The 16,987-nt window shown below is 45.6% G+C and carries 15 protein-coding genes; 5 read left to right on the forward strand and 10 right to left on the reverse strand.

What is annotated here, in order from left to right:
• Window positions 1-3 precede the first annotated feature (3 nt).
• From ABD744_RS02350 to ABD744_RS02370, 5 genes are read left to right on the forward strand one after another with little or no spacing between them, the layout of a single operon-like run.
• On the forward strand, window positions 4-534 hold the full coding sequence (locus ABD744_RS02350; protein ID WP_344795062.1) for a GspH/FimT family pseudopilin: 531 nt from the start codon (window positions 4-6) through the stop codon (window positions 532-534).
• Window positions 531-1,103 carry a type IV pilus modification protein PilV gene (pilV, locus tag ABD744_RS02355; protein ID WP_344795064.1) on the forward strand — a complete coding sequence of 191 codons (573 nt, stop codon included), beginning with the start codon at window positions 531-533 and terminating at the stop codon, window positions 1,101-1,103. Before ABD744_RS02350 ends, pilV begins: the two co-directional genes overlap by 4 nt.
• A gap of 1 nt (window position 1,104) precedes the next feature.
• Complete coding sequence (locus ABD744_RS02360; protein WP_344795066.1) at window positions 1,105-2,085, forward strand: PilW family protein; 981 nt, start codon at window positions 1,105-1,107, stop codon at window positions 2,083-2,085.
• 2 nt (window positions 2,086-2,087) lie between these two features.
• Window positions 2,088-2,567, forward strand: a complete 480-nt coding sequence (locus ABD744_RS02365) for a hypothetical protein (RefSeq protein WP_344795068.1) — start codon at window positions 2,088-2,090, stop codon at window positions 2,565-2,567.
• A 25-nt stretch (window positions 2,568-2,592) separates the two neighbouring features.
• Window positions 2,593-5,700 (forward strand): pilus assembly protein, encoded by a 3,108-nt coding sequence (locus tag ABD744_RS02370; protein ID WP_344795070.1) that lies wholly within the window; start codon window positions 2,593-2,595, stop codon window positions 5,698-5,700.
• A gap of 42 nt (window positions 5,701-5,742) precedes the next feature.
• On the opposite strand, the gene rlmF is transcribed toward ABD744_RS02370, so the two are convergent.
• The 10 genes from rlmF to metG form a co-directional block, all read right to left on the reverse strand.
• Window positions 5,743-6,726 carry a 23S rRNA (adenine(1618)-N(6))-methyltransferase RlmF gene (rlmF, locus tag ABD744_RS02375; RefSeq protein WP_344795072.1) on the reverse strand — a complete coding sequence of 328 codons (984 nt, stop codon included), beginning with the start codon at window positions 6,724-6,726 and terminating at the stop codon, window positions 5,743-5,745.
• 7 nt (window positions 6,727-6,733) lie between these two features.
• A complete protein-coding gene (gloA, locus tag ABD744_RS02380) occupies window positions 6,734-7,138 on the reverse strand; it encodes a lactoylglutathione lyase (RefSeq protein WP_344795074.1) in 405 nt (134 codons plus the stop codon).
• A gap of 77 nt (window positions 7,139-7,215) precedes the next feature.
• The gene (gene nth, locus ABD744_RS02385; protein WP_344795076.1) at window positions 7,216-7,851 is read right to left on the reverse strand and encodes an endonuclease III; all 636 of its coding nucleotides are present in this window, start codon (window positions 7,849-7,851) and stop codon (window positions 7,216-7,218) included.
• Window positions 7,852-7,858: 7 nt separating this feature from the next.
• Complete coding sequence (locus tag ABD744_RS02390; RefSeq protein WP_344795078.1) at window positions 7,859-8,566, reverse strand: electron transport complex subunit E; 708 nt, start codon at window positions 8,564-8,566, stop codon at window positions 7,859-7,861.
• Entirely contained in the window at window positions 8,563-9,255 is a 693-nt protein-coding gene (gene rsxG / locus ABD744_RS02395) for an electron transport complex subunit RsxG (protein WP_344795080.1), read from the reverse strand. The genes ABD744_RS02390 and rsxG overlap by 4 nt, the downstream gene beginning before the upstream one ends.
• Window positions 9,256-9,258: 3 nt before the next feature.
• Window positions 9,259-10,299, reverse strand: a complete 1,041-nt coding sequence (gene rsxD / locus ABD744_RS02400) for an electron transport complex subunit RsxD (protein WP_344795083.1) — start codon at window positions 10,297-10,299, stop codon at window positions 9,259-9,261.
• Between the two features lie 29 nt (window positions 10,300-10,328).
• Window positions 10,329-12,983, reverse strand: coding sequence for an electron transport complex subunit RsxC (gene rsxC / locus ABD744_RS02405; protein WP_344795087.1), 2,655 nt, complete (start codon window positions 12,981-12,983; stop codon window positions 10,329-10,331).
• The gene (gene rsxB / locus ABD744_RS02410; protein ID WP_344795089.1) at window positions 12,983-13,588 is read right to left on the reverse strand and encodes an electron transport complex subunit RsxB; all 606 of its coding nucleotides are present in this window, start codon (window positions 13,586-13,588) and stop codon (window positions 12,983-12,985) included. Before rsxB ends, rsxC begins: the two co-directional genes overlap by 1 nt.
• Before the next feature lie 15 nt (window positions 13,589-13,603).
• Window positions 13,604-14,185, reverse strand: a complete 582-nt coding sequence (rsxA, locus tag ABD744_RS02415) for an electron transport complex subunit RsxA (RefSeq protein ID WP_344795091.1) — start codon at window positions 14,183-14,185, stop codon at window positions 13,604-13,606.
• Between the two features lie 457 nt (window positions 14,186-14,642).
• Window positions 14,643-16,703: a methionine--tRNA ligase gene (gene metG, locus ABD744_RS02420; protein WP_344795093.1), complete on the reverse strand. Its 2,061-nt coding sequence runs from the start codon at window positions 16,701-16,703 to the stop codon at window positions 14,643-14,645.
• Window positions 16,704-16,987: the final 284 nt, after the last annotated feature.

A 16,987-nucleotide genomic window follows, 5' to 3' on the forward strand; every position in this document is an offset into this window, starting at 1 on the left:
CACATGAAAAACCATAGATTTAAATGTTTTCGTCGTCTTGGGTCAGGGTTTACTTTGTTAGAGCTGTTATTGGTCATGGCGGTTACTTCTGTACTTTTTACTGTGGCATGGAGTGCTCTTAGAAATTACATCCCAAATGAGGATGTTCGACAAGTTGCTTTGCAGCTTCAAACAGGCTTGTTAATGGCCAGAAGCGAAGCAGTGAAAACTTCAAATAATGTTTACTTAACAGCATCTGCGAATGGTTACATTGATGGCTGGGCAATCTCTACTAATCAAGCAAGAACATTTGAAGATTGTGTTACAAGTGCAAACTCTGACTGTGTTTTTGTCTATCAAAATGATCGGCCTATTTCATTTTCTGGAGAAGTAGCTCAGGTGGTTTATGACCGGCAGGGTCGATTACCTTTAGGTAATAATTTGGATGTGGAAGTTTGTGATGGAGATGAGAGTAGTTATGTAACCAAAAGAACCGTTGTAGTGAACTCAAGTGGTTTCCCAAAAATTATTGCTGAAGGGGACTGTTTGCCATGAAATATGCTCGGTCTGTTTTCTTCGACGGTATTAATCAAAAGGGGTTTAGTCTATTAGAGACTCTTGTAGCCATGGTGATTTTTGCAGTCTCTATGTTGGGCTATATTGGCATGCAGTCTCGTGGTGTTCAATTAAATCTAGAGAGCGATCAAAGAGAGCAGGCTATAAGAATGGTTGAGTTCTTAGTTAACGCGATTAATACCAATAGAGATGCCCGAGGTTGTTATCAAACTATAGGTGGAGAGCATACAACACAATACGCAGGAACAGGTAATACTGAGAACTTTACTTGTCTAGGGTCTGGGGTTATCGAAACTCAGGCTCAGGCTAATAATGATATGGACTTATGGGATGACTTGCTTAAAGGAGAGAACCAAGGTGGCGCTATGATCAACGCCCGGGGCTGTGTTTCTCTTGATGGTGCAACAGGAGATATGACGGTAACTGTGGTGTGGCAAGGTTTGGTAGCTACGGAGGCTTCCGGTAGTGCCTGTGCCATAGACCTCTACACGGGTGATACTCGCAGAGTTCTTAGTTTTACTATTAGCTTTGCTGACCTGGAGGCATAGTATGAAATTACCAAGTCTTCAAAAGGGTATTACATTAATAGAGGTTTTGATTGGCTCTTTGTTAGGTTTTATTTTAAGTGCTGCAATTATGGCTGCTGTTATTAACTCAAATATTGTTAATCGTGAAAGTATGAAATCTGTAGAAATTACAGAAAATGGGCGTTTTTTAAACAGTATTCTAAGGCACGATATTGCAAATGCGGGTTTCTATGATGCTTTAGGGGATCTTCCATTTGGAGGGGCTTCAGTTGACCCGTGTAATCGAGCTATTTTCTCTGATAGTTTAGAATTTCCGATACAGGCTTTTAATGATACAGATACTCCGGCTATGTCCGCAGTTACTTCCTGTGACTTGGAAGTTGTTGATAACACTGATGTTTTAGTTGTACGCCGCGCAAGCAGTTTAATAGAAGATTCTGCTGCATTACCAGATGAATATAACTTTCAAGCGGATTACCAGAATTTCATAATTCAAAGAAGTACTGACCCTGCGCTGTTTCCTTTTACAAATAAACAGGGGGCTGAGGATATACGCAGGTACTTAGTGCATATCTATTATGTTAGCCCTTGTCCTGAAGATGATTGTAGTGATGGTTCTGCAACAGATTCCCCAACCCTTAAACGTCTTCAACTGGAAAACGGGGAGTTTACACAAGTGGTTGTGGCAGAGGGCGTTGAACAATTTCAAGTTGAGTACGGTATTGATCGTTCAGGAAATGGAATTCCTAATGAATCAGGTGTTGGTCTTGATGATGCCTATATTGATGATCCGAACGATGATGAGATGCAAAACATAGTTTCTATTCGATATTACATGATTGTTCGTTCTACAGAAGAGAGTGAAGAACACAAAGACTCTAATAGTTATGACCTTGGCGAGTTCGGCATAGTGACAGGAGAATCCCTTGGTGAATTATATAAACGACGTTTATTCATGAACTTGACGCGTGTTGTCAATATTGCAAGTAAACGGGAGAGTTAATTATGAACGTAAATCCAAGTTTTTGTGGCAATCGTGAAAAAGGAGCTGTCTTACTTTTGTCTCTTGTAATGTCTTTAGTGCTTGCTGTTACTGCAATAAGTTCTGTAAATGTAGGGACAATTAACCAAAAAATTATTAGAAATCAAACTGAAATTATGCGAGCTGAACAAGCAGGCTTAGAGGTCATTGAGATTCTATTAGGTGGCACAGCCGAATTTGAAACCGCAGCCAATAATCAATTTCTGGGGGTAGTTCATACAATCAATGACGATACGTTTGATCGAGAAGGATTTGAAGTTGCTGTGGTTAATGTTCGTTGTACTTATGCTCATCCTATCGCTGGTTACTCGTTGACGACGACAACTACTCCGGAAACGAATTACTTTGAGTTTGATGTGGTCGTCAGTGATGTTCTTACAGGTGCGAGTCTATCAATGACGCAAGGTGTCAGATTTAATTATCCTGCTGGTTTATGCCCATAAATTAGAGGATAAAGTGGAGACAGCTATGAAAGTTATAAAGCTCTGTTTAACATCCTTATTTGGTTTGTTTATGAATGCTGCTTTTGCGGCTGATACGGATATTTTTGAACCTAACCCTTTGGCCTCAAGTTCAAACCCTAATGTTCTTTTCTTATTGGATAACTCTGCGAACTGGGATGCTCAGAGTGGTGGCACGACAAAAAAAGTTCTCCTTCATGAAGCGCTTTATAAAGTCATTATGTCGTCAGATGAAAACATTATGAATTTGGGCATGGGGATTTTTGCTGACACCGGCGGTGGCGGTGGCGGTGGCGGAAAAAAGATTGAAGGCAGTAAATTTATTTCAAGGATTAAAAATTTAGATGCAGCGTCTAAAGATGAGTATGCGAACTTGTTGTACAACAACGCAGCAGATCTAACTTTGGTTGAGGTGAAAGATGCTGACGGCGAAGTCATTGGTTACAACATAAACGGCTTTGTGGCGGATCAAGAAGCAATTGACAAGGCGAATAATGCTCCCTACGCGATGTCTATGAATGAAGCTCGACTTTATTATGGCGGTTTGGCTCCTGAGTCATCAAAGACTAACCCTTGGGATAAACTTGCATTAGGTGCCGATCAACTGGGCGATTATGAAAGCCCAATTACATTACTTAACGCTTGTAGCGCAAATTACGTTATCTTGTTTGCTAATGGCTCTCCTGACAGTGGTGAGAATACTCAGGCACAAAATAGGCTTGCGGCTTATGGCGCCGATACTACAAAAATTGATTTAACCGCAGATAAATTTGAAACGAACTGGGTCGATGAATACGCGAGATATATGTCAACGGTGGATATGAATGATGATATTGGTGGCGACCAGCCAGTGATTACTTATGTCATAGATATTTATGATGAGTCTGCATTAACAGGAAACAATAAGCCTGGATCGAACAACTTTGAGGGAGCAAGAGCGCTATTAAAAAGTACGGCAGCTCAAGGGAAAGGTAAATACTTTGCTGCTTCTAATGCCGACGAGGTAGCAGCTGCATTACAGGATATATTAGATGATATTTTAGACAAATCTTCCGTATTTGCTGCAAGTGCTCTCCCTGTTTCCGTTAATAACAGGGGGACGAACTTAAATCAGGTTTATATGGGGGTCTTTCAACCAGATGCGGATCGCCAGCCCAGGTGGTATGGAAACTTGAAGTTGTATCAAATCGGGCTTGATAGTGGCAGTTTAGAATTGATTGATCAAAATAACGTTCGTGTTAGAGATGCGAGTCGTGGCTTCGTAAACTCGAATGTACAAAGTTTCTGGACACACGACTCAGACTTTTTTGATTACTCTCCAAGGGGGACAGGGGCGTTTTTAACTGGAAGCGACAACCCTGACGGTGAGGTAGTCGAAAAAGGTGGCGCTGCACAACAAATAAGAGACGCTTACCTGGCGGGCCTGAGCAGAAAGCTTTTAACCTGTACCACTTGTTCCGGCTCGTTTGATCCGGTGACGACGACAAACAGTGGCTTAAGTGCAGATGTTGTTTCATGGCTGTATGGCGCAAACAATGCCAGTGATCCGGCAGTAGATGCGGCATTGGCAGCTAACAATGATGATGAAGGCGTCCGTACTGTGAGAGCATCGGTACATGGTGATGTTGTGCATTCTCAACCGACGATTATTAACTACGGTAGCGGTGATATCGTTGTTTATTATGGTGCAAATGATGGCGTGTTTAGGGCTGTTAGAGGTGGGACTTCCGGTGCTGATGTGGGAAAAGAGCTGTGGGGGTTTATTCCTGAAGAACATTTTTCTGACATAGAAACTCTAAGAAATAATGAAGGGAGTAATTTATTTGGTAGCCCAAATAAGCCTTGGTTTGTAGATGGAGATATTACTTCCTACTTTGAGGACAGTGATAATGATGGGGTTATTGAAACAGGTGAAAAAGCCTATTTGTATTTAACCATGAGAAGAGGAGGCAACTTTATTTATGCAATGGATGTTACTGACTTTAACAACCCTAAATTCTTATGGAAAATCAGTGGGGGAAGTGGAGCTTTCTCTGAATTAACACAAACCTGGTCGGGCTTAAAAGTAACCAAGGTTAAAGGCAATACTAATCCCGTTGTTGTGTTTGGTGCAGGCTATGATGCTGATGCTGAAGACGTTGGCCCTGACTCTTTGAGCGGCACTACTTCGGCTGGTGCGGTGACGAAAGGCCGGGGGATTTATGTGGTTGATGCGTTCACTGGTAATCTGGTTGCTAATATTGGGCCGAATGGTTCAGCGACGGTACAAGAAACCGGGATGGTAAACCCAATGCCAAGTAACATCGCTGTTCTTGAAAGTGAAGGGGTTGCTTATCGGTTTTATGCCGGAGACACCGGAGGTAAGATTTGGCGTGTGGATACTGCCAATGATTCAAACCCTTCGAATTGGACAGTTACTTATTTTGCTGATGTCTCTGATGACTTTGATGGTGATTCTTCTAATGACGGTCGTAAGTTCATGTATCGAGTTGATGTGGTTGAGGCTCATGATTCCTTGGGGGCTTATCATGCGGTACTTGTAGGAACAGGAGACAGAGAGCATCCTTTTGATACCAGTGTGCAAAACTACATGATGATGTTTAAAGATCGTTATACAGGTTTATTATCAGAGCAAGGTTCTCCAATTAAGATGACATCACTGTATGACGCAACGGATAACTTGATTCAAGAAAGTTCTGACCCAACGGCTGAAATTGCTTTATTGGATTCTGCCAATGGTTGGTATATTGAGTTAGGCTCGGGGGAGAAGGTGGTCAGTCATGTCACTTCTTTAGCGGGCGTTGCGTACTTTAATACCAATCAACCGGACCTTAGCCCTACTTCTTGTGGCTCCAATTTAGGCATTGCCAGAATTTATCAGATTGCTGTGACCAATGCTGTTGCTGTCACCGACAATGACGCTATTAGTGGTTTAACCATTGATGACAGAAGTTATGAAGTTCCAGGCGGCGGTTATCCACCACCTCCTGTTCATATCATTGTAGAAATTGATGGTGAGTTCCAGGAAGCGGTTATTTCTGGCACAGAGGTAAATGCGTCACCTTCTGAGTTTAATACGAGAACGAGAACTTTCTGGACCCAATGGCTTGATTAATTTGAGTTAGAATAAGGTTGGTTTATGAGTCCGGGTGAAGAGTTAAGGATTTATAAACCAGTTTGAGTGTTCATCCTGAGGTTGGAAAGTCCAGGCGATGAATCGGCTGACTTTCTGGCCTTGCGCCATTTCAATGGTTCTGAACTTCACGGCCTTGGCTTTTTTTAGTGCTCGGTAAATGTCTGTTAGGTGTTCTTTTTTTGATACTAATGAAGTGAACCACAAACATTGATCTTTCAGTTCGGTGCTTTCGGTGATCATCGTTTTGATGAAGGCGGTTTCTCCGCCTTCGCACCACAGCTCGTCTTGTTGGCCACCAAAGTTAAGTGTTACTTGGTGTCTGGCCTTGTTGGCATTTTTCCCTTTATTAAGGTTACGGTTTTTCCGTTGAGTACCTGCTTGGGCTTCCTCGGCAGAAGCATGAAACGGGGGATTACACATCGTAAAGTGGAAACGTTCTGTACTGTTAATAACGCCGTTCAGGATCATCTTTTCAGACTTCTGTTGCCTGATGCTGACCGAATTTCTCAGACGCGGGTTGGCTTCTGTAATCAGTTTGGCAGAGTTGAAGGCAATTTTATTGACTTCGGTTCCGGTCATTTTCCATTGATAAGCATGTGTGGCTATGATCGGATAAATTAAGTTAGCCCCTGTGCCAATGTCCAACCCTTTGATGTGTTTACCGTGTGGTGTTTCCCCGTTATTTGAGTCAGCCAGAAGGTCCGCCAGATAGTGGATGTAATCGGCTCGCCCCGGAATGGGTGGACAAAGAAAGTCTTTGGGCAAATCCCAATGCTCAACGTGATAAAAATGCTTTAACAAGGCTGAATTTAAAGCTTTAACTGCTTGTTGGTTAGCAAAATCGATGGTTTGCTCACCTTTGGGGTTAAGCGTAATGAAGGTTTTTAAGTCTGGTTGACTTGCACAAAGTTCAGCCAAATCGTATCGGCCATGGTGAGGGTTACGCGGGTGCAACTTGGGTTTACCCGTAACCCCGTGTTTCGATACTTCTTTTTTCGAATTCATTCAGAGATTACCCTAGTTCTAGGCCTGCATCTTTTTTATTGATGAGTTCAATGCTGTAGCCATCCGGGTCTTTTACAAACGCGATGACAGTATTGCCACCTTTTACTGGGCCAGGTTCCCGGGTTACGATGCCGCCTTTTGCTTTAATGGCTTCGCAAGTGGCATAGATATCTTCTGTTTCCAGGGCGATGTGACCGTAAGCGGTGCCTAAGTCGTACTCTTCAACGCCCCAGTTATAAGTAAGTTCGATGACCGCGCCGTCTTTTTCGTCGCCATAACCGACGAAGGCCAGCGTATATTTGTATTGCTCATTGTCTGATTTTCGAATCAGGTTCATACCTAATACTTCGGTGTAAAACTCGATGGATGTGTCTAAGTTGCCAACGCGCAGCATGGTATGAAGTAATCGCATGGGTGTCTCCAAAGAGTGAATGACTAATCAGGTTATCAGAATTGGGTGATGTGACCATCAGTATATACTGATCATTATTAATCGCTGGTCTTTTCTTTGTATTCGCAAAGGTCTTCAATGATGCAGGAGGTACATTTAGGTTTACGCGCTGTGCATACATAACGGCCATGAAGAATCAGCCAGTGATGTGCGTCCATCAAAAATTCTTTAGGAACGAGGCGAATGAGCTTGTCTTCCACTTCTCGAACGTTTTTACCCGGGGCGATCTTAGTTCGGTTTGAGACCCGGTCGATGTGAGTATCAACCGCCATGGCGATTTGTCGGAAAGCGGTATTTAATACTACGTTTGCCGTTTTACGACCAACTCCTGGCAGAGCTTCTAATTCTTCCCGTGTTTCAGGGACAACGCTGTTGTGCTTTTCAATTAATATTTTGCACATAGCAATGGCGTTTTTGGCCTTCGAATTAAACAAGCCAATGGTCTTGATGTATTCGGTCAAACCCTCGATGCCAAGGTCATAAACCGTTTGTGGGGTATTGGCCACAGGAAACAGTTTGCGTGTGGCTTTGTTGACGCTCACGTCGGTTGCCTGAGCAGAGAGTGCCACCGCCAGCAGTAGCTCGAACGGGGTGCTGTATTCGAGCTCCGTGACTGGGTTCGGATTTTGTTCTCGCAGGCGTGTGAAGATTTCGGTTCTTTTTAATTTATTCATTTTAGACTCAAGAAATCGTGCCTGTTACCCGCGCTCGTTTGGAGCCCTTCACAACTTCTGTTTTATTGGCTTCTTCTCGTTCTTTGATTTTAGCATCAATGATGTTTTTCATTGCGATGATCAAACCTAAACCAATAAAAGCTCCGGGAGGTAAAATTGCGAATAACATTCCTTTGTAGTCTTCAACGATGACCCATGTCCAGTTTTCCGCCATGCTACCGAACAGCAGGTTCATGTTAGAGAACAGGGTGCCTAAACCGATGATTTCACGCATACCACCCAGCAGCACCAAAATTCCGGTGAAGCCAAGCCCCATCATCAATCCATCAATAACGGAAGGTAATACCGGATTTTTACAGGCGAATGCATCCGCACGGCCAAGGATGGCGCAGTTTGTTACGATCAAAGGAATGAATATCCCCAGAATCTGATACAGCTCGTAAGTGAATGCTTGCATCAGCAACTCAACACAGGTGGTGAAAGAGGCGATGATCATCACAAATGCAGGTAAACGCACCGCTTCCGACACATAATTACGAATTAATGAAACCGCTAGGTTAGAGCCGACCAGGACCAGAATAGTCGCAAACCCGAGGCCTAAAGCGTTGACGACCGAACCGGTAACAGCAAGAAGAGGACACAGGCCCAGCAGCTGTACGGTCGCCGGGTTATTTTTCCAGAGGCCGTCGACAACAATTTTTTTCATGTCACTCATTGGTTTTCCTCTTCTTTGATGGTCAGAGTCAGAATATCCGCAGGGACGGGATTTTCGGTGCTGTTGTGCGTTTTCGCATTAAGAATGGCGTCTTTGTTTTGCTCGTAGACTTTCAATGCTTTATGGACCGCTTTAACAATGGCTCTTGGCGTGATGGTTGCGCCGGTAAACTGGTCAAACTGGCCACCGTCTTTTTTAACTTTCCAGTGCTGCTCTTCCGGTGATGTTAACGATAGGCCATTAAATGAAAGCACCCAATCGGATTTCTTTAGTTCGATTTGATCGCCGAGGCCGGGCGTTTCCCGGTGCTTTAAAACACGAACCCCAGCCAGTTTGCCGTTGGTTTGAATACCGACCACCAAACTGATTGGCCCTGTATAGCCTTCCAATGCTCTCACGGGAAAAAAGACAGCAACAGGAGTATTCGCCTGTTTGGCAATGAACCCTTCCTGAGGTTTGATCAGACCTAAATCTGGGCTGTCAATCCAGAATGCATCCTGGAGAAGGTCATTGTCGTGGGTGCTTTTGGGTAATATTTCATGCAGGGCTTTGACGCGCGCTTGCTGCACATTTTGGCTGATTTGTTGTTTTGTGGTGACTTGAACCAGAGCAATCAATCCTGCGGTGATAGCAGCAAAGATGGCTAAGCCAATACTGTTTTTACGGATGGCGCTAGTTAATGAATCCATCGATTAATCCTTTTTCTTCGGCAAGCCTTTACGGGCCTTTCGGTGGCCGTAAGTACGAGGCTGGCTGTACTGATCAATGAAAGGGGCCGCAAAGTTCATCAGCAGAACCGCAAACGCAACTGCATCCGGGTAGTTACCAAAGGCGCGAATGATATAGACCAGGATGCCAACGCCAATGCCGAAAATAAAACGGCCTTTGGTACTGGTGGCGGAAGTCACCGGATCGGTAATAATGAAAAATGCACCCAGCATGGTGGCGCCGGTTAACAGGTGGAAAGTAAGTGGTGCGTAAGTATCCGCATCGTACAGGCTGAAGATTAAGGCCATTACTGCCAATGATCCTAACATCCCAACCGGGGCGTGCCATGTATAAATGCGTCTGGCCAGTAAATAGACGCCTCCGATCAAGAAACAAATGCTGACGGTTTGCCACGCCACTAATGTTTCTGCCATCAGAGCAGGGGTGTTCATGAATAATTCGTCGAGCGTTTGGTTGGAGCTGTGCTTAAAGGCGTCTAAAGGTGTAGCACTGGTCATGCCGTCGAATGTCACACCAAGTCCGAAGATATGCTGGAAGGTGCCAATGAAGGAGGGTGCTGTCTCAGGCAAAACCCACTGCGTCATGTCCACTGGAAAAGAAACCAGCAGTAACGCATAAGCAACCATTGCAGGGTTGAACGGGTTGAAGCCCATACCGCCGTACATATGTTTAGCGACGATAATGGCAAAAGCCACACCCACTAAGGTTAACCACCAAGGCGCTAGCGGTGGAATAGCCAATGCGAGTAACAGGGCCGTTACAATGGCGGAGCCGTCTTTTAAGTAAAAGCCAACAGGGCGCTTTCTTAATTTTAATACCAAGGCTTCACTGATCAGGGCAACGAGCAGCGCGAAGCCAATATTGATTAAAGTTCCCCAACCGAAAAACCAGGTCATAGCCAGAATACCAGGCACGGTAGCGAGAATGACTTGGGTCATTACAAAGCCAACACCGCGTGTGTTGGATTTGTTCATATGAGGTGATGTGATCGCGAGTAATGACATGCGATGGTTTGTCCTAAATAAATGTTGTCTTAACTGTCCAGTGCCGCCATCGCTTTGGTTTTCGCTTCGTTGGCCTGTTCATAAGTTGTTTTTGCAGCAGAAACTTGTTGTTCAAGTTCAGAGGTATCTTCCCCGGCTTCCTGAGCTTTCGTTAATTCTCGCTCCAGTTTTCGCCAGGCGGCTTTGCTTTGTGAAGCGGCGACTTTTAGCTCTTTAACTTTCTGGGCCGGGTCTTCTGTATTGGCTGTTGTTTCAGTCGGTGCTGCCTTACTGGTCTCCCTTTTAGCCGGTGTTGACTCCGCAGCTGTTACCTCAGCATTATTTGCATCCGAACTGGCAGCGGCAGCTTTACGCAGTTTAACCTTTTCCTGAAGCACTAATTTTTTGGCGTTCAGTTTTTCATAGGATTGAACGGCTTCGGCTAATACTGTTTCGAGCGCTTTCAGTTGTTCCGAATCTTTGCCTTGCTCGTTGGCTTCATCGACTGCTTTTTGAGCCTGCTTGGCTGCTGCTCTTGCTTGAGAGGTCTCAACTTTCAGTTGCTTGTATTTGTTCTCAAGGGTTTGAGCCGGGTCGGTCGCATCTTTGGTCTGAGCTGCTGGCGCAACTGGGGAAACGGCTCCTTTGCCGGATTTAGCGTTATCCAACGCCGCTTTCGCTTTTTCAAAAGCTGCTTGTAATGACTCTATTTCTTTTAATTGGGCATTGAATGCTTCTTCCGGTTCACTGCCTTCTTCTTTGGCTGCATCGTACGCTCTTTGGGCTTTCAGGTAGGCGGCTCTTGCCTGAGATGATGCAACTTTTAATGCTTTTACATCGACAGCTGGTGCCGTTGCCTGTTCGGCAGAAGGTGTGCTATTGCCGTTCTTTGCCGCATCCAGTTTGGCTTTGGACGCTTCGTAGGCTGTTTGAAGCTTGGACACCTCAGCTTCTTGTTCCGCCAGTTGCTCGGCCGACAACTCGCCGGCTTCTTTAGCGGCGTCGAGTGCTCGCTTGGCTTTGAGGTGAGCAGCTCTTGCCTGCGATGAAGCAACTTTAAGTGCTTTTACATCAACGCCAGAGTCTGGTGTTGAGGTGGCTTTCTTTGATTTTGCTCGCGCAACAGCAGCGGCAATGGCCGCCTTTTTATCATCTTCGACCGAACTACCAGTAGGCTGGGATGCTGTTTCAGTTACCTGATCTGCTTCAAGCTTGGCTTTGGCTTCTTTTTCAGCCTTGGCTTTAGCGGCTGCTTCTGCACGTGCTTTACGACGGGCTTCTTTTTCGGCTTCTTCTTTTGCAAGACGTTCTTGTCTCGCTTCGAAACGCATTTTGGCATGTTCCGATTTAATATGTGCTTGCTCTTCTTGGCGAATCCCGCCTTTGGCAAAACGGAAATGCTGAACCAGCGGAATGTGACTCGGACAAACGAACGAACAAGCACCGCATTCGATGCAATCGAACAGGTTAAAATGTTTGGCTTTCTCGAACTCTTTTGAGCGAGAGAACCAATATAGTTGTTGTGGCAACAACTCAGCCGGACAGGCCTCGGCGCACATGCCACAGCGAATACAGTCTTGTGCTTGTGCCGGGTTCGGAAATTCTTGTTCGGTGGCTGCCAAAATGCAGTTTGTGGTTTTGATCACCGGTAAATCAGTGCTGTGCAGAGTGAAGCCCATCATAGGGCCGCCCATGATCAGGCGGAACAGTTTGGAGTCATCCACACCGCAATGGCTCAACAGGTCTTGAATCGGGGTGCCGATGAGGGTTTCAAAGTTGCCTCGGTCGCTGACAGCGTCACCGGTGACGGTGGTAATTCGGCTGATCAGGGGCTCACCTTCAAGTACGGCTTTAGCCACAGCGGCAACGGTGCCCACGTTTTGACAAACGATGCCCAAATCTGCGGGTATGCTGCCGTGCGGTACTTCTTTGCCGGTAAGAATCTGGATAAGCTGTTTTTCGCCGCCGGAAGGGTATTTGGTCGGAATGGCTGCGACTTTTACTTCAAACGGTAATGTTTTCGGATGCGCCTCGACGGATTCCCGAAGGGCTTTTACCGCATCCATTTTGTTGTCTTCAACGCCAATAATGCAACGCTTTGGCTTGAGGATTTGTCCCAGAACACTGATGCCATCGATTACTTGATCAGCACGCTCGCGCATTAATAACTGATCTGAGGTGATGTAAGGTTCACATTCAGCACCGTTGATGACCAAGGTATCTATATGGTCATCGTCCTTTGGCGTCAACTTAACAGAGGTCGGGAAGCCAGCGCCGCCCATACCGGTAATCCCATGATTACGGATGTGGCCTAATAGCGCCATAGGGTCAGTATGGAGGTAGTCTTTGATAACCTCGCGCTCACACCATTCTTCTTTGCCATCGGTTTCAATAATGATAGTTTCAGCGGTCAAACCAGAAGAGTGAGGTATTTGGCGTGGCTCAATGCTTACGATGGTGCCTGAGGTAGGCGCATGCAATGAGGCGCTGATGAAGCCGTTGGCTTCTGCAAGGCGCTGCCCTTTAAGTACTCTGTCTCCGACATTTACTGTCAACTCAGCAGGGTTGCCAATGTGCTGCTGGAGAGGTAAATACAACTTTTTGGGAAGTGGCAATACGCGAATCGGTTGCTGATTCGATTGTGACTTGTTTTCTGCGGGATGGATGCCACCGTGGATGTCCCAGAGTTTTATAGCTTGACTCATTAGGCAGCCGCTCCTCGACCTTTATCGGTAATAATTAAATTGTCGTTTTTCGCGGTAATCAAGTCTGCCGTTGTTGCAGGTTGTTGCCAGCTCCAGGTTTGGACGGTAGGCGCAACCGGAACCATGTCAATACAATCTACCGGGCATGGCTCAACACAAAGATCACAGCCAGTGCATTCGCTGGAAATAACTGTATGCATTTGCTTCGCTGCGCCGAGGATTGCATCAACAGGGCAGGCCTGAATACACTTGGTACAACCGATACATTCGTCTTCCCGAATGACGGCGACTTTGGTTACGGATTCTTCGCCGTGCTCTGCATCCAGTGGCTCAGGCTCTACACCAAGAAGGTCTGCCAATGCCTGAATGGTACTTTCGCCACCAGGAGGGCATTTATTGATTTTTTCACCGCCAGCGATGGCTTCTGCGTAAGGCTTACAACCGGGATAGCTGCATTGGCCGCACTGGGTTTGAGGCAGTAGGGAGTCAATTTGATCGACAATCGGGTTGCCTTCTACCTTGTACCGAATCGAAGCGAAACCAAGAATGGCGCCGAACACCAAAGCCAAACCAACCAGTGCAAGGATGGCAGTTAATAAAGTCATATTGCCTCCTGTCGTTTAAAGTGTCACCAGGCCGGTAAAGCCCATGAATGCTAGAGACATTAAACCGGCGGTAATCATACCGATGGCTGCGCCCTGAAACGGTACTGGTACATCTGAGACCGCTATTCGTTCCCGCATGGCAGCAAATAACACCAGAACTAATGAAAAACCAACCGCTGCACCAAACCCATAAAATACGGACTCTATGAATTCGTTTTCTTTTTTGATGTTCAGTAACGCAACGCCCAGTACTGCACAGTTGGTTGTGATCAGGGGCAGAAAAACACCGAGTACTTTATAAAGCACCGGGCTGGCTTTACGCACAAACATTTCCGTGAACTGTACGACAACAGCAATCACAAGAATGAAAGAAATCGTTTTGAGGTAAGTAATGTCTAAGGGTTCTAAAATGAATTCGTAAGTTAAATAGCTACAAACAGAGGATAGGGTCAGAACAAAGGTGGTGGCCAGTGACATGCCCATTGCAGTTTCCAGTTTGCTGGAAACGCCCATGAAAGGACACAAACCTAAGAATTGTACCAATACGAAGTTATTCACCAGTATGGTACTGACCAGAATCAGTAGGTAATCAACCATCAGCTTTCATCACTTTAATTTGTTGGCTATTTGTACGTGCTCAGGTGAATTAATTGAGTGCAGATTTCGATCACTAAAACGAGATAAAAAGAGCTGATCGAGTTAAAAATACATCACAGAGCTCGGGCGCGCGTATTATCTGGTACTGAGGCTTTCCAATCAAGTTGAATTGGGTGGGTTATTAAGAGAATTGTCTATAATCTTTATCGGCTGGATCGATAAGTGTTAAGTGTTTGTTCGGGTTTGTGAATAAGCTTGATGAGTTCTTGTGGGGTTATCTATATGGTGTTGGCTATATGGGACTATCTATACGGGAATTATCACATCTGCTTTTATAGCGACTTGTCAGAACTCGCTTCGCTCATACACGCTGACTGCATCTTTTATAAAAGCGGATGTGATTGTTGTAGTTAAGGGGGGAAGGGATAGATAAATGTTTATCCCTTCCTGAAAGCAGTTAAAAAATACGCATACCAGGCTCGGCACCATCGTCTGGTGAGAATAGGTAGATTTCTTTCCCGCCTGGGCCTGCGGCCATGACCATGCCTTCGGACATGCCGAACTTCATCTTACGAGGTGCAAGGTTGGCGACTAAAATGGTTTTACGGCCGATCAGGTCTTCGGGTGCGTAAGCGGATTTGATGCCCGCAAAGACATTACGCTTTTCGCCACCAAGGTCGAGTGTTAGCTGAAGCAGTTTATTCGCGCCTTTCACGTGCTCTGCATTTTCGATCAGGGCAACACGCATATCCACTTTGGCGAAATCATCAAAGGTGATTTCGTCAGCGATTGGCGTTTCTTCCAAGTGCTTATTTGAAGTGGCTTCAGTTCCGCCAATCGACTTCTCAGCCAAGGCTTTTTCTGCTTCTAAGTCCGTAATGGTTGCTTCTTTCATTTTTTCGATTTGAGCGCCTTCTACACGTTGCATCAGAGGCTTGAATTTATTAATTGCATGGCCGGTTAGGATTGTTTTGCGGCTTTCCCAGTTCAGGTTCTCCAAATTCATAAATGCCTGAACTTTTTCTGCCATTTCAGGCAGTACAGGAGAAAGGTAAATAGTGATTTGGCGGAACAGGTTGATACCCATTGAGCAAATATCCAATACTTCTTGTGCCGTGCCTTCTTTTTTAGCCAGTGCCCAAGGTTCTTTGGTTTGGATGTATTCGTTGGCGCGGTCTGCCAGCTCCATAATTAATTTCGTGGCTTTACCAAACTCACGTGCTTCGTAGTATTCGGCAATCTGGTCGCCTGCATCTATGAAGCTTTGCAGCATTTCGGGTTCAGCAACATTTGCAGATAGCTCGCCACCGGCTTTTTTCACGAAGCCTGCACAACGTGAAGCAATGTTGACGTACTTGTTCACAAGGTCGGCATTAACGCGCTGAATGAAGTCTTCAAAGTTCAAGTCAAAGTCATCAACGCCGCTGCCCAGCTTAGCTGCGAAGTAATAGCGCAGAGCTTCTGGGTTGACGTGGTCAATGAAGGTGCGGGCTTTAATGAAGGTGCCGCGTGATTTAGACATCTTAGCGCCGTCTACCGTTACAAACCCATGAGCGTTTACAGCGGTAGGTGTACGGAAACCAGAACACTCCAGCATTGCCGGCCAGAAGAGGGCGTGGAAGTTGATGATGTCTTTGCCGATGAAGTGATATAGCTCGGTTTCTGAACCAGGCTTCCAATATTCATCGAAGTCGATGCCTTCGCGATCGCACAATGCTTTAAAGCTCGCCATGTAGCCGATCGGGGCGTCCAGCCAAACGTAGAAATATTTGCCAGGAGCATCCGGGATTTCGAAGCCGAAATAAGGGGCATCACGGCTGATGTCCCAATCCTGAAGGCCTGAGTCCAACCATTCTTGCAACTTGTTTGAAACGGAATCCTGAAGATGACCTGCTTTCGTCCAGCCTTTCAGAAAGTCCTGGAAGTCGGTCAGTTTAAAGAAGTAATGCTCAGAATCTTTCTGGATGGGTGTTGCGCCAGAAATCACGGATTTTGCGTTCTTCAGTTCAGCTGGCGAGTAAGTTGCTCCACATGCTTCGCAGTTGTCGCCGTACTGGTCATCAGTGCCGCACTTGGGGCATTCCCCTTTGATGTAGCGATCCGCAAGGAACAGGTTTTGTTCCGGGTCGAATGCCTGAGTGATGCTGCGGGTGGCAATGTGGCCTTTGTCGCGACACTGCTTATAGATGTATGAAGAAAGCTCGCGGTTTTCTTCGGAGTGTGTCGAACCGTAATTGTCGAACTGGATTTTAAAGTCAGCGAAGTCGGCCTGGTGTTCTTCTGAAATACGAGCAATCAGCTGTTCCGGCGTAATGCCTTCTCGTTCAGCGCGTAACATGATGGCCGTACCGTGTGCGTCGTCCGCACAAACGTAGTGGCATTGGTGGCCACGAGATTTCTGGAAGCGAGACCAGATGTCGGTCTGAATGTATTCCAGGAGGTGGCCTAAGTGGATTGGACCGTTTGCGTATGGCAAGGCACTGGTAATAAGAATTTTACGCGGTTGAACGTCAGTCATTGTGTAGCTCAGCTCGTCAGAAATGGGTGAACAAAAGTGAACTCGAATTATGGTTTAAATTCGGATGTAAATTTGAGGCGCAATACTACTCTTTTTAAAGGGTATTTTCATCCGGTATGAACTTGTCCGGGGTTAAAAACTCAATATGCACCGACTAAACAAAGTTTGAGTGTGGTTTGTATTAGGTGGTAAGTCTAATTTCTGGTTTAATACGCGCCATTAATTATCGACATTAATTGTCTGCGTTAATTAGTTTGCATAACACCCATATGATTTGTCAGTAC

Source organism: Litoribacillus peritrichatus, from assembly GCF_039537985.1.
Taxonomy (GTDB): domain Bacteria; phylum Pseudomonadota; class Gammaproteobacteria; order Pseudomonadales; family Litoribrevibacteraceae; genus Litoribacillus; species Litoribacillus peritrichatus.